Source organism: Shewanella sp. SNU WT4 (genome assembly GCF_006494715.1).
Taxonomy (GTDB): domain Bacteria; phylum Pseudomonadota; class Gammaproteobacteria; order Enterobacterales; family Shewanellaceae; genus Shewanella.
Map to the genome: position 1 here is coordinate 1,418,878 of NZ_CP041151.1, position 14,644 is coordinate 1,433,521.

A 14,644-nucleotide genomic window follows, 5' to 3' on the forward strand; every position below is an offset into this window, starting at 1 on the left:
CTAAGGTTTATTATTTATTTTTTGGAGACAAACATGTCACTAAGCGTTGAAGCAAAAGCTAAAATCGTTGCTGAATTTGCCCGTTGTGAAAACGACACAGGTTCTACTGAAGTTCAAGTTGCTCTGTTAACTGCACAGATCAACCACCTGCAAGGTCACTTCAAAGAGCACATCCATGATCACCACTCACGTCGTGGTCTGCTGCGTATGGTTAGCGCTCGTCGTAAGCTGTTAGCTTACCTGAAGCGTACCGACGTAGTTCGCTATGCTGACCTGATCAAGCGTTTAGGTCTGCGTCGCTAATACGGCGTTTGCCTACTTAGTGTGGCTGGTTTTTAATCGGCCTCATTGAGGTAAATAAGGAGGCTTAGCCTCCTTTTTTATTGCCTGTTTTTTGGTGCGTAAGGCTGACAATCAATAAATAGTCTCATAATGGAGACCCTTGCCCTCTTTATCTGGTGCCAGATATTGCAGTATACTTACGCGCGTAATTAAGGTCATTAAATTAAGGAATGGGTCACGTGAATCCTATCGTAAAAAGTTTTGAGTATGGTCAACATACAGTCACCCTGGAAACAGGTGTTATTGCACGTCAAGCGGATGCCGCCGTTTTAGCCAGTATGGGCGACACCACAGTTTTAGTAACTGTAGTGGGTAAGAAACAAGCAGATCCTGGTCGTGACTTTTTTCCTTTGACTGTTAACTATCAGGAAAAAACTTACGCAGCCGGTAAGATTCCTGGTGGTTTCTTTAAGCGTGAAGGTCGTCCATCTGAAGATGAGACACTGATTGCACGTTTAATCGATCGTCCAATCCGTCCTTTGTTCCCTAAAGGTTTTGTTAACGAAGTTCAGGTTATCATCACTGTAGTTTCTGTTGATCCACAGATTGAGCCAGATATCGTTTCTATGATCGGTACTTCTGCTGCATTGGCTATTTCTGGTATTCCATTCAGCGGTCCATTAGGCGCAGCGCGCGTTGGTTATAGCAATGGTGAATACCTGCTGAACCCAGGTGCTGAGCAGCTGGTTGAGAGCCAATTAAACTTGGTTGTTGCTGGTACTGAAGCTGCTGTATTGATGGTTGAATCTGAAGCTAATGCTCTGCCTGAAGAAGTGATGTTAGGCGCAGTAGTTTATGGTCATGATCAACAGCAAGTTGTTGTTAACGCCATCAATGAATTTAAAGCTGAAGCTGGCAAGCCTGCTTGGAACTGGTCTGCACCTGTTAAAGATGCGCAATTAGTTGCTCAAATTAAAGAGCTGGCTGAAGAAGGTCTGACTGCTGCTTATCAGATCATCACTAAGCTTGAGCGTCAAGATCAAGTGTCTGTGGTTAAGCAAGCTGCTATCGCTAAATTACTGGAAACTCAACCAGAACTGAACGTTCGTGAATTGGAAGAGCTGTTAGGTAGTTTAGAGAAGAAAGTTGTTCGTGGCCGCATTATTGCTGGTAACCCACGTATCGATGGCCGTGAACCAGACATGGTTCGTGCACTGAGCGTAATGGCTGGCGTATTACCACGTACTCACGGTTCTGCCCTGTTTACTCGTGGTGAAACTCAAGCGTTAGTGACTTGTACTTTAGGTACTGAGCGTGATGCCCAGAAGATTGATAGCATCATGGGCGAGCGTACTAATCGCTTTATGCTGCACTATAACTTTCCTCCGTACTCAGTGGGTGAAACTGGTATGGTTGGCTCACCTAAGCGCCGCGAAATCGGCCATGGTAAGTTAGCATGGCGCGGTATTAACGCTGTTATGCCATCAGCCGCTGAATTCCCATATTCAGTACGCGTAGTATCTGAAATCACTGAATCTAACGGTTCAAGCTCTATGGCTTCTGTGTGTGGTACTTCTCTGGCTCTGATGGATGCTGGTGTACCTATCAAGACCTCTGTGGCAGGTATTGCCATGGGTCTGGTTAAAGAAGGCGATGACTTTGTTGTACTGTCAGACATCTTAGGTGATGAAGATCACTTAGGTGACATGGACTTTAAAGTTGCTGGTACTCGCGATGGTATTACTGCTCTGCAGATGGATATCAAAATCGAAGGTATCACTAAAGAAATCATGGAAATTGCACTGCAGCAAGCCTATGGCGCGCGTGTACATATCCTGAACGTTATGGATCAAGCCATTGGTTCAGCTCGTGATGATATCTCTGATCATGCACCACGCATCACTACAATCAAAATTAACCCAGAAAAGATCCGTGATGTTATCGGTAAAGGCGGCGCCACTATTCGTGCACTGACCGAAGAAACTGGTACCACCATTGAACTTGAAGATGACGGCACTGTGAAAATTGCCTCTTCTAACAGCGAAGCGACTCAAGAAGCTATCCGCCGTATCGAAGAAATCACTTCTGAAGTTGAAGTCGGTCGTGTTTATAAGGGTAAGGTTATCCGTATCGTTGATTTCGGTGCGTTTGTTAACATCCTGCCAGGTAAAGATGGTTTAGTACACATTTCACAAATCAGTGATGAGCGTGTGGCTAACGTATCTGATCACCTGCAATTGAACCAAGAAGTTGATGTGAAAGTGATGGAAGTTGACCGTCAAGGTCGCGTTCGCTTATCAATCAAAGAAGCTAAAGCACCAGCTGCTGAAGCTTAAATGCTAGATTGATATAAAAAGAGACCTGCGGGTCTCTTTTTTTTGGGTGCTTCACGAGGTTACCATGGATAACCTAATGAATAGATAGCTCCTTTGAGCCGTGCTTGCTATGATTGAAATCATTATTAGTCATGATGGGACGAAAGGGCGATAAGGATGAAATTTACTTCGCAGTTGAAAGCATTAGTTTTAGTGGTGGTTGCTGCTACCAGTGGCGGTTGTGCTTCTACTCATTTTGGCCCGATGGAAGCTGCTGAAGGCCGCTTGCAAATAGTGCCGCCCCTTCCCGTATATGAACAAGAAGTGACACTTGCTAAGCTTAACGAAATTTTAAGTACAGTAGAATTAACTGCGGTGCAGCGTGCGCGCTTCCTTTATGAACGCGGCGTATTATATGACAGTGTCGGTTTACGCTTACTTGGCCGAATAGATTTTCATGAAGCCTTAAAAATTCAGCCAGATCTCGCTGATGCCTATAATTTTTTAGGGATTTATTATACCCAAGAGGGTGAGTATGCCAGTGCGTTCGAAGCCTTTGATGGCGTGCTAGAACTCGCGCCAAGTTATGATTATGCCTATTTAAACCGCGGTATTGCCTTGCATTACGCTGGGCGTGATAAGTTAGCTGAGCAAGATTTACAAGCCTTTGTCGCGCGCCAGCCAAGTGACCCTTACCGAATTTTATGGCTGTATTTAATTCAAACGGCGACAGATCCAGTACTAGCCAAGCAAACTTTGGCGCAAAATCGCGGTGCGATTGAAGAGGGTACTTGGGCCAGTGTGTTAGTGGATTTCTATTTAGGAAAAGTCACGGAAGCCCAAGTATTTGAGGCTGCAAAAGCAGGTCTAACCTCGCCGCGGGAATATGCGCAGCGTTTATGTGAGGCTTACTTTTATTTAGCCAAGCAAGCCATAGACAGTCAGCAATATGACAAGGCCGCCAACTATTTGCGTCTCTCGCTTGCGACCAATATTTATGATTTTGTTGAACATAGATACGCACGTATGGAATTAGGCTTAATCCAGAAGGTATTGGCATCAAGCGGTGTTGACGCTGTGCAACCCCTTGAAGTTGCGCCGCAGCCCCCGGAAGCTTAAGTTTTTTGAGGGTGAAAAAGCGAGTGAACTAGTCACTCGCTTTTTGTTTATACGCTTTTATTGACATTATCCGCCGCTATCGCAGCACCTAAGCCAAGCATAGATTGTTAAACGGGCGCAGATCAGCGAAAATAGTCCCCAATTGTTGTTCACTTGCATATTAGCCGCCGTAAATCTGTATTTTTTGGCGCTGATAATGCGTGCAAAACCCTTTACGAGAAGATTTTAATCGATGTCAAACTCAGCTTTAGCTACCGAAGTCGCCTTACGGCGGACGTTCGCGATCATTTCCCACCCCGATGCCGGTAAGACTACTATCACTGAAAAAGTGTTATTGCACGGGCGTGCTATTCAAACTGCAGGTACAGTGAAAGGTCGTGGTTCAAACCAACACGCAAAATCTGACTGGATGGAAATGGAAAAGGAACGTGGTATTTCTGTGACCACGTCTGTGATGCAGTTTCCCTATGGCGATAGCTTAGTTAACTTACTCGATACTCCAGGCCACGAAGATTTCTCGGAAGATACTTATCGTACTCTGACCGCGGTGGACTCGTGCTTGATGGTAATTGATGCGGCTAAAGGTGTGGAAGACCGAACTCGTAAGCTGATGGAAGTTACTCGCTTGCGTGACACGCCAATTTTAACGTTCATGAACAAGTTGGACCGTGATATTCGCGATCCAATGGAAGTGTTGGATGAAGTTGAAACTGAATTAAACATGATGTGCGCGCCCATCACTTGGCCTATTGGTTGTGGTAAATCGTTTAAAGGCGTGTACCACATTCATCGCCAAGAGACGATTTTGTATCAAACTGGTCATGGTCATACGATCCAAGACGTGCGTATTATCAAAGGTATTGATAATCCAGAGCTCGATGTCGCTGTCGGCTCTGACTTAGCTGAAACCTTGCGCGAAGAGCTTGAGCTGGTGACTGGCGCTTCGAATGAATTCGATCTTGAGTTATTTTTAAGCGGTGAATTAACGCCAGTATTCTTTGGTACCGCATTAGGTAACTTTGGTGTTGATCATATGCTTGACGGTTTAGTGGCTTGGGCGCCAGCGCCTATGCCGCGTGCGACTGATGCCCGTGAAGTTGAAGCATCTGATGATAAGTTCACTGGCTTTGTATTTAAAATTCAAGCCAACATGGATCCAAAGCACCGTGACCGTATTGCCTTTATGCGCATAGTGTCGGGTAAATATACCCAAGGCATGAAGCTTAAGCATGTTCGCATTGGTAAGACGGTAAGCATTTCTGATGCTGTGACCTTTATGGCCGGCGATCGTGAGCGTGCAGCAGAAGCTTACGCGGGTGATATTATTGGTTTACATAACCATGGCACTATTCGTATTGGTGATACTTTTACACAAGGTGAAGACTTAAAATTCACCGGTATTCCAAACTTTGCGCCAGAAATGTTCCGCCGCATTCGCTTAAAAGATCCATTAAAGCAAAAGCAATTGCTCAAAGGCTTAGTGCAATTGGCTGAAGAAGGTGCGGTGCAGGTATTTAGACCACTAGACAACAATGATTTAATTGTTGGCGCTGTGGGCGTGCTGCAGTTTGAAGTGGTTGTTGCTCGCTTAAAATCTGAATATAACGTGGAAGCGATTTACGAAGGCATAAACGTATCAACCGCGCGCTGGGTATATTGCAAGGACGAGCGCAAGCTTGATGAGTTCAGCCGTAAGTGCAGTACGAACTTAGCCTTAGATGGCGGTGACAATTTAACTTATGTGGCGCCGACTATGGTTAACTTGAACCTGTCGATGGAGCGCTATCCTGATGTAGTGTTCGCTAAGACTCGCGAAAACTAATCACGCGATTAGTAATTTCTTTAAAAAGCGACCTTAGGGTCGCTTTTTTGTGGTATCTCACGCAAGTTGGGATAACACTAATGCAGAATAAAACACAGTGGTACATGACTAAGAATTAAATGCAAAGGATGCACTTATGCTAAAAATGATAAAACAAGGCTGGCACAGATATATCTCTTGGTGTGATCGCATGGGTCTAACCCTTGAAAATAAACGCTCTTGCGTGCCTTATAGTAGTGAACCAGTAGATGTATCAGTCAAGCGAAATGATAAAAGTGTCAAAGCGTACAAAGATTAAGTGTTAATTGCTTAGGATTAAGAATTGACGGCGCTATCATCAAACGACCTAATTAACAACAAGCCATGCGCAAAGCCTAATGGTGTAACTCAATGATAAGTCCAAAGGTGAAACTAAGTGATGTTTGACACTCATGCCCATCTTGATGTCAGCGAATTTGATAACTCGCGCGCAGCTTTGGCGGCGCAAATGCAAACGGCTGGCATCACAGGAGTATTATTACCCGGTATATCACCGCAGCATTGGCATCAACAGATACTCATTGCCAACCAGTACCACTGGCCTTATGCCTTAGGCATCCACCCTTGGTATGTACAAGGTGAACTTGAATTACAATGCCAACAGTTGCATGGCCTAATTGAGCAAGGTTTAGCCGCTAATTGTAAAGCCCAAGGCGCCAAACTGGTCGCTATCGGTGAAATAGGACTCGATAAACTTAAAGGGTCACTGGATAGCCAAATTCCTTGGTTAGATAAACAGTTACTTATGGCGCAGGAATTTAAATTACCAGTGATAGTGCACTGCGTAAGGGCGCATCATCAGTTACTGCCGATGTTAAAAAATGCCAAATTAAGGCGCGGCGGAGTTATTCACGGATTTTCTGGCAGTATTGAGCTTGCTCGTGAATACATAGCCTTAGGTTATAAACTGGGTATTGGTGGGCTGTTACTGAGGCCCAATGCGCTGAAATTACAAACGTTAGTATCGCAATTACCGTTAACAAGCATGCTGGTAGAAACCGATTCACCAGCCATGGGACTCGTCCCCGGCGCGCTTAATACACCATTACTCTTACCTGAAGTGATTACAAAAATTGCGCAACTGCACACTTCTACAACTGTCTCAATTCGAGAACAATTGTTTTTGAATGCTACTCAACTCTTTGACATATAGTTCTTTTTATTTGAACGCTGCAATATTAACCCCTAGTTTTTAGCTAACACACTGAAATTAAACTTCAAAACTTTCATCTTAGTGGCGATTTATACTTTTTTCTCATATATAATTTGCCGCGGAAATAGGTTGGTTAACAACATAAACAAAATAAGTTAACAAATAGGGTGATGGTTAATGAATATTCTGATGAGCTTGGTAGGGGTGGTCACTCTACTTGCAATTGGTTATCTGCTGTCAAACAACCGTAAAGCGATTAGCATTCGTACTGTTGGTGGTGCACTGGCTATTCAAGCAGCTTTCGGTGGTTTTGTTCTGTATGTACCATTTGGTAAAGATGTACTGCAAACCTTATCTAATGGCGTTTCAAGCGTTATTGGTTATGCGCAAAACGGTATCGGTTTCCTTTTCGGTGATTTAGCCAACTTTAAAGTTGGCTTTATTTTTGCCGTAAACGTATTACCTATCATAGTGTTTTTCTCGTCTCTGATTGCTGTTCTTTATTACTTAGGGATCATGCAATGGGTTATTCGTATTATTGGTGGCGCCTTACAGAAGGCTCTTGGCACCAGTCGTACCGAATCTATGTCAGCGACTGCCAACATCTTCGTTGGTCAAACTGAAGCTCCATTAGTTATTCGTCCTTTCATTCCAACCATGACTCAATCTGAACTGTTCGCCGTAATGGTGGGTGGTCTGGCGTCTATCGCTGGTTCAGTAATGGCTGGTTATGCGCAGATGGGCGTACCGATTGAATATCTGGTAGCTGCATCATTCATGGCGGCTCCAGGTGGTTTGTTGATGGCAAAGTTAATGCATCCGCAAACAGCTGAAACCATCAACGAAATGGATGAATTACCAGAAGATCCTGATAAGCCTACTAACGTATTAGATGCTGCTGCCGCTGGCGCTGCATCAGGTATGCATTTAGCTCTGAACGTGGGCGCAATGCTGTTAGCCTTCGTAGGCTTAATTGCTATGCTCAACGGCATGTTAGGTGGCGTGGGTAGCTGGTTTGGTATGCCGCAACTGACCTTAGAATTAATTCTGGGTTATGTATTTATGCCGCTGGCGTTCTTAATCGGTGTGCCTTGGCATGAAGCTATGGTTGCAGGTTCATTCATTGGTCAGAAGATCGTTATTAACGAATTCGTGGCTTACCTGAACTTTGCTCCATACCTGAAAGATGTTGCTGAAGGTGGATTGCTGATTAATGGTGAAGTGATGTCTGACCGTACCAAAGCGATTATTTCTTTCGCTCTGTGTGGTTTTGCTAACTTATCATCGATTGCCATCTTGCTCGGCGGTTTAGGTTCTCTGGCGCCAACTCGTCGTCATGACTTAGCTAAAATGGGCGTCCGTGCTGTGATTGCCGGTTCTTTAGCTAACTTGATGAGCGCGACATTAGCTGGCTTGTTCTTAGCACTGTAATGTCACTATGTCCCAGCCTTGTGCTGGGACATTTCAATGATTGCCAACGTATTTTCCTGATTAGATAAGACTGGCAGCAGCACTTAGCTGCGCCGCACGGTCTTTTGCAATCAAAAAGTTAACAACTACTAGGCTTTGTTCACATTTTAGAATTTACTGTTCTCTTTTTGGTTGAGATTTCAATTGAGACAGGTAAAATGCGAACGCTAAAAATAATTGCTGAAAACAGCATATAAAACCAAAAAATGGGGTTGATGATGAAAAAAGTTAAAACTCTTGCCTTAGCTGCTACTACTCTCGCTGCTATGTCTGCACCTACATTCGCTGCTGATCGCGGTGAAGATATCCATGCTGGTGATTACAGCTGGATGCAGTTCAACTACATGTATGCAGACAATGAGCTTCCTGGTGGAAGCAACCACGATTATTTAGAAATGGAATTTGGCGGCCGTTCAGGTGTTTTTGACCTGTATGGTTATGTTGACGTATTTAACCCAACAGAGCGTCCATCTAGTGATAAAGATGGCAAATCGAAAATGTTCATGAAGTTCGCGCCTCGTGTGTCTTTAGACGCTCTGACTGGTATGGACTTGTCTGTTGGCCCAATTAAAGAAGTGTACCTTTCTACTCTGTTCAACTGGGGTGGCGGTTATGATGCTGGATCTACATTTGGCTATGTAAACAACTCTTTCTGGGGTATCGGTGCTGACGTTGAAGTACCTTGGTTAGGTAAAACAAGTATGAACCTGTATGGTTTATATGACTTGAACAACAAAGATTGGAATGGTTATCAGTTCTCGGCTAACTGGTTCAAGCCTTTCTATAACTTTGACAACGGTTCATTTGTGTCATTCCAGGGTTATGTTGATTATCAGTTCGGTGCTGATAAAGAATACCAAGGTTCATCACAGCAAACTTCAGGTGGCGCAGCCTTCTTAGGTCTGTACTGGCACTCTGAGCAATTTGCTCTGGGTTATGGCCTGAAAGCCTATAACGATGTATACCTGATTAAAGACTCAGCTGGTTTTGAATCTACAGGTTTCGCTCACTACTTCGCAGCGACTTACAAGTTCTAAGACTTGTTTGAGGGAGCTGCCAATGCAGCTCCCGTTATCTAACAGAAACAACCACTAAGCAAAGTAATAACCCATAAAAAGTGATTAGTTAGAATTTACTTAAAGCTGGTTTAATTAAGTTAACTGATTTTAAGTAAGCTTTATATTTTTCTCGCGCTAAAACGGATTTTTCGCGGAAAGGTAGACACATACAGTGTGAGTATGACTCTCCCTTCCGGTCTTCATGGATTCAAGTCGTGGTACTCGTTATCAAGTTTGAATACCGACAATTTGGTGTTAACGATTGAATACAATTAGTTAGCACTTAGCACTGTCAGAAGGCCCGGCTCATAATATCCTCTTACAAGCCCAAGCCGACGCTGCTAAGTGACAGAATTTTACTCATTTGAATAATGTCTTGGAGAGCAACATGAGCGATTTAAAATTAGCGGCCCAACGCGCTATCGAATTAATGGATTTAACCACTCTGAATGATGATGATACAGATCAGAAAGTCATTGATTTATGTCATAAAGCCCTGACTCCAGCCGGCAACACCGCCGCCATCTGTATTTACCCTCGCTTTATTCCTATCGCCCGTAAAACTCTGATTGAGTTAGGCGCTGAAGATATCAAGATAGCCACAGTAACTAACTTCCCTCATGGCAATGATGATATCGCGATTGCGGTATTAGAAACTCGCGCTGCTGTGGCTTATGGCGCAGATGAAGTGGATGTGGTATTCCCATATCGCGCGCTGATGGCTGGTGATGAAACCATTGGTTTTGAATTAGTTAAAGCCTGTAAAGAAGAGTGCGGTGAAGACGTATTACTGAAAGTGATTATCGAATCAGGCGTGCTGCAAGACCCTGCGCTTATTCGTAAAGCCTCAGAATTAGCTATCGATGCTGGCGCTAATTTCATTAAGACTTCTACTGGTAAAGTACCAGTTAACGCGACCTTAGAAGCAGCTGAAATCATGCTGACTGTGATCAGTGAGAAAAATACTCAAGTTGGCTTTAAGCCAGCCGGTGGCGTGCGTGATGCAGCCGCTGCTGCTGAGTTTTTAGGAACAGCGAGCCGTATTTTAGGTCAAGATTGGGTTTCTCCTCGTACTTTCCGTTTTGGTGCTTCAAGCCTGTTAACTAGCTTATTGCACACCTTGGAACTGGCGGATGCGCCAGCAGGTACTCAAGGTTATTAATTTCGATAGTGTCCGCACGAGTGAGCTTTATTTCCGCTGTGATTGCCCTAACAATAGTGCAATCACGAGCGCTTGCCACAGGACTTGTGCGGGCTAAATTCTTTGCAAACCTAGTCACGGCAACCTTGGAGGCCAAACTATGTTTTTAGCTCAAGAAATTATTCGTAAGAAACGCAACGGTGAAGCACTTAGCGCAGCAGAAATTCAATTTTTCGTGCAAGGCATTACTGACTTAAGTGTCTCAGAAGGACAGATTGCTGCCTTTGGTATGGCCGTGTATTTCAATGACATGACCATGGATGAGCGTATTGCTATTACAACGGCAATGCGTGACTCAGGCACAGTACTGAATTGGGATGCTTTGGCGCTCAATGGCCCGATTGTCGATAAGCACAGTACTGGCGGCGTTGGTGATGTTATTAGCCTAATGCTTGGCCCTATGGTGGCGGCGTGTGGTGGCTACGTGCCTATGATCTCAGGTCGCGGCTTAGGTCATACCGGCGGCACCTTAGATAAGTTTGATGCTATCCCTGGTTACCAAACTGAACCTGACAGTCAATTATTCCGTCAAGTGGTGAAAGATGTTGGTGTGGCTATTATTGGCCAAACTGGCGACTTAGTGCCTGCCGACAAACGTTTTTATTCTATTCGCGATAATACCGCCACCGTTGAGTCTATCTCTCTCATTACTGCCTCGATTTTATCCAAAAAACTGGCCGCAGGACTTGATGCGCTAGTGATGGATGTAAAAGTCGGTAGTGGCGCCTTTATGCCAACCTATGAGGCATCAGAAGAATTAGCCCGCAGCATTGCCGCGGTCGCTAACGGCGCGGGCACTCGCACTACGGCTATGTTAACTGACATGAACCAAGTGTTGGCATCATGTGCGGGTAACGCCTTAGAAGTGATGGAAGCGCTTAATTTCTTGACTGGCAAGTACCGTCATCCGCGTTTGTACAATATTACTATGGGCTTATGCCAAGAAATGTTGTTATTAGCAGGGCTTGCTGAAAATGCTGCCGATGCCAAACATAAGCTTGATACCGTATTAAACAATGGTCGCGCCGCGGAAGTGTTTGCCAAAATGGTGTCTGGTTTAGGTGGTCCGACTGATTTTGTTGAAAATCCAAGCCGCTATTTAGCGCAAGCTGAGATAGTCGCTCCTGTTTATGCTGACAAAGCCGGTTACGTGCATGCCATGGATACCCGTGAGTTAGGTCTTGCTGTCGTAAGCTTAGGCGGTGGTCGTCGTAAGCCGGGTGATGCTTTGGATTACAGTGTGGGCTTAAGTCAGGTGTGCTCATTAGGGCAAGCAGTTGACGCCCACACTCCATTAATGATGATCCACGCTCAGTCACAGCAAGCATTTGATGTGGCCGCGCAGCTAGTGAAACAGGCTATTATTATCGAGGATACTGCGCCTGTCGCGACTCCTGATATTTATTGCGCCATTCGTGCTAGCGATCTTTGAGGTAATGATATGAAACGTACAGTGATATTAATGCTCGACTCCTTTGGTTTAGGTGCGTCCGCCGACGCGGTAAACTTTGGTGATGTTGGGGCTAATACCTTTGGCTCGATTGCTAAAGAGTGCGCCGAAGGGCGCGCCAATGTTGGCCGTGAAGGTCCTTTGGTATTGCCAAACTTATCACGCTTAGGCTTAGCATATGCTGCCATGGAAAGTGCTGGTGAATTCCCAATGGGATTTAATGGCGACCATGAAGTCATAGGTGCTTATGGCCACGCTGAAGAAATCAGCTCTGGCAAAGACACCCCAAGCGGTCACTGGGAAATGGCAGGCGTACCTGTATTGTATGAGTGGGGATATTTCTCTGACTTAACTAATTCATTCCCATCAGAATTAACCGATAAAATTCTGGCCCGTGCCGGTTTATCTGGATTTTTAGGCAACTGTCACGCTTCTGGTACCGATATTTTAGATAAACTCGGTGAAGAACATATGCGCACTGGCATGCCTATTTTCTACACCTCGGCTGACTCAGTTTTCCAAGTGGCTTGCCATGAAGAAACCTTCGGTTTAGATAACTTATTGCGTCTGTGTGAAATCGCTCGTGAAGAGTTAGCTCCTTATAACATTGGCCGCGTTATTGCCCGCCCATTTATCGGTAATAAGGATGCAGGTTTTGCGCGTACCGGTAATCGCCGTGATTATGCGGTTGAGCCGCCAGCAAAAACTGTGCTGGATAAGATGAAAGACGCCGGTGGTGAAGTGGTGAGTGTCGGTAAAATTGCCGATATTTACGCCCATTGCGGTATCACCAAAAAAGTTAAAGCCAATGGCTTAGAAGACTTGTTTGATGCCACCCTTGAGGAAATCAAGCTGGCTGGTGATCGCACTATTATTTTCACTAACTTTGTCGATTTTGACTCGCATTATGGCCACAGACGCGATGTTGCTGGTTATGCCAGAGCATTAGAATACTTTGATGGTCGTTTGCCAGAATTATTGGCATTGCTGCACGATGAAGATTTATTAGTACTCACGGCCGATCATGGTTGTGATCCTACTTGGAAGGGATCGGATCACACTCGTGAACATGTGCCAGTACTAGTTAAAGGGGCTGGCTTAGTTGCTGGTTCACTTGGTAGACGTAAAACGTTTGCCGATATTGGTCAATCCATTGCTAGCTATTACGAGCTTGAGCCAATGGCATACGGTGAATCATTTATTCATCGCTAATATAAACACCGGCGTAATGCCGGTGATTAAATAACGAAAATACAGAGGTAAAACCGATGGCAACTCCACATATTAATGCAGTAGACGGCGCATTTGCAGAAACCGTATTGTTCCCAGGCGATCCACTGCGAGCCAAGTTTATCGCTGAAACATTTTTAGAAAATGTTGAGCAAGTGACTGACGTCCGTAACATGTTGGGCTTCACTGGTACCTATAAAGGTAAAAGAGTCTCTGTGATGGGTTCTGGCATGGGCATTCCATCTTGCTCTATCTATGCTACTGAACTGATTAAAGATTATGGCGTTAAGAACCTGATCCGTGTGGGTACTTGTGGCGCTATCAGCACTGACGTAAAAGTACGTGATGTATTAATCGGTATGGGTGCTTGTACTGATTCACAAGTTAACCGTTTACGTTTCCAAAACCAAGATTTCGCTGCGATTGCTGATTACGATTTGCTGAGCGCTGTGGTTGACTCTGCAAAAGCTCGTGGCACTAAAGTGCGCGTAGGTAACGTATTCTCGGCTGATCTGTTCTATACCCCAAATCCAAGCATGTTTGATACCATGGAAAAAATGGGTATTTTAGGCGTCGAAATGGAAGCGGCTGGCCTGTATGGCGTAGCTCATGAATTTGGTGCTCGTGCCCTGTGTGTTGTGACTGTATCTGATCACATCCGCACCGGTGAAGCGACTACTTCTGACGAGCGTCAAACCAGCTTCAACGAAATGATTGAAATGACTTTAGAAGCAGTATTAACTCTGTAATCTCTATTAGTCTTAATGCAAAAAGGCCCAAAAGGGCCTTTTTTTATGGGTTTTCGTCACTACCATCGCTATCATTATTGTCGCTTTTATCTTTTAGATAGCGCCTCACTTTATATCTACGCCTATCGTAATCGGCGCGTTTGAACGACAGCGCCCGCGATAGTAAAAAACCTATCAAGCCTGCCACCAATAACATCATTTCTTGCTGTTCCATGTTGATGTTATGGGCCTGTTCAATTTGTTTAAGCATGGAATCTTGGACTAAATACGCCTCAACGTAACCTAAATGCACTTCATCTTGATAGACGGGTTCAACATAGGCCGGATACTCTTTAGCGATATCACTTAAATTCGCAGCATCTTTTTCTATGTTGTTGTCGAGCTGCTGCGCAAAGGCGAGGCGATGGCCTTCACTGCTATATATGCTGACCGCATGAACCTTAGGATCTTGCACTAACGAGGTCGCTAACCATTGAAGTTGTTCATCATTTTGTAACTGTAACGCAGGTGCCGCGCCTTGTGCGGCTTGCTGAACTAAGAGGCGTGCCATCTTCTCTGATTGGGCTTTCAGCAATTGCTTGCCTTGTAGTAGGCTAGTTTGCCAGAGGTGAACTAAGGCAAAAATTAATAGCAGAGCGGTAATGATTTGTACCACTCTGATAAATTTATGGCTTTTTTTCAAACCTTTAAGATGTAACACTGAGCACCATTACAATAATTATCCTTGCCTAATCATAATGGATATTGCGGCTTAGG

At 44.6% G+C, this 14,644-nt stretch carries 12 protein-coding genes; 11 read left to right on the forward strand and 1 reads right to left on the reverse strand.

Features of this window, described 5'->3' with window-relative positions; genetic code table 11:
- Positions 1–33: 33 nt before the first annotated feature.
- From rpsO to deoD, 11 genes are all read left to right on the forward strand, one after another.
- Entirely contained in the window at positions 34–303 is a 270-nt protein-coding gene (gene rpsO, locus FJQ87_RS06500; RefSeq protein WP_140931683.1) for a 30S ribosomal protein S15, read from the forward strand.
- Positions 304–521: 218 nt separating this feature from the next.
- Positions 522–2,618, forward strand: coding sequence for a polyribonucleotide nucleotidyltransferase (gene pnp, locus FJQ87_RS06505; protein WP_140931685.1), 2,097 nt, complete (start codon positions 522–524; stop codon positions 2,616–2,618).
- A 156-nt stretch (positions 2,619–2,774) separates the two neighbouring features.
- Positions 2,775–3,716, forward strand: a complete 942-nt coding sequence (gene nlpI, locus FJQ87_RS06510) for a lipoprotein NlpI (protein ID WP_140931687.1) — start codon at positions 2,775–2,777, stop codon at positions 3,714–3,716.
- Between the two features lie 232 nt (positions 3,717–3,948).
- The gene (prfC, locus tag FJQ87_RS06515; RefSeq protein WP_140931689.1) at positions 3,949–5,538 is read left to right on the forward strand and encodes a peptide chain release factor 3; all 1,590 of its coding nucleotides are present in this window, start codon (positions 3,949–3,951) and stop codon (positions 5,536–5,538) included.
- A gap of 418 nt (positions 5,539–5,956) precedes the next feature.
- Entirely contained in the window at positions 5,957–6,730 is a 774-nt protein-coding gene (locus FJQ87_RS06520; protein WP_240778855.1) for a TatD family hydrolase, read from the forward strand.
- A 177-nt stretch (positions 6,731–6,907) separates the two neighbouring features.
- Positions 6,908–8,161: a NupC/NupG family nucleoside CNT transporter gene (locus FJQ87_RS06525; RefSeq protein WP_140931693.1), complete on the forward strand. Its 1,254-nt coding sequence runs from the start codon at positions 6,908–6,910 to the stop codon at positions 8,159–8,161.
- 257 nt (positions 8,162–8,418) lie between these two features.
- A complete protein-coding gene (locus FJQ87_RS06530; RefSeq protein WP_140934014.1) occupies positions 8,419–9,237 on the forward strand; it encodes an outer membrane protein OmpK in 819 nt (272 codons plus the stop codon).
- Positions 9,238–9,646: 409 nt separating this feature from the next.
- Positions 9,647–10,420 (forward strand): deoxyribose-phosphate aldolase, encoded by a 774-nt coding sequence (gene deoC, locus FJQ87_RS06535; protein WP_140931695.1) that lies wholly within the window; start codon positions 9,647–9,649, stop codon positions 10,418–10,420.
- A 139-nt stretch (positions 10,421–10,559) separates the two neighbouring features.
- Positions 10,560–11,891, forward strand: coding sequence for a thymidine phosphorylase (deoA, locus tag FJQ87_RS06540; protein WP_140931697.1), 1,332 nt, complete (start codon positions 10,560–10,562; stop codon positions 11,889–11,891).
- Between the two features lie 9 nt (positions 11,892–11,900).
- On the forward strand, positions 11,901–13,121 hold the full coding sequence (locus FJQ87_RS06545) for a phosphopentomutase (protein ID WP_140931699.1): 1,221 nt from the start codon (positions 11,901–11,903) through the stop codon (positions 13,119–13,121).
- A 56-nt stretch (positions 13,122–13,177) separates the two neighbouring features.
- Positions 13,178–13,888 (forward strand): purine-nucleoside phosphorylase, encoded by a 711-nt coding sequence (gene deoD, locus FJQ87_RS06550; RefSeq protein WP_140931701.1) that lies wholly within the window; start codon positions 13,178–13,180, stop codon positions 13,886–13,888.
- Positions 13,889–13,931: 43 nt separating this feature from the next.
- Here deoD and FJQ87_RS06555 read toward each other — a convergent pair whose 3' ends face one another.
- A complete protein-coding gene (locus FJQ87_RS06555) occupies positions 13,932–14,588 on the reverse strand; it encodes an AhpA/YtjB family protein (RefSeq protein ID WP_140931703.1) in 657 nt (218 codons plus the stop codon).
- Positions 14,589–14,644 lie beyond the last annotated feature (56 nt).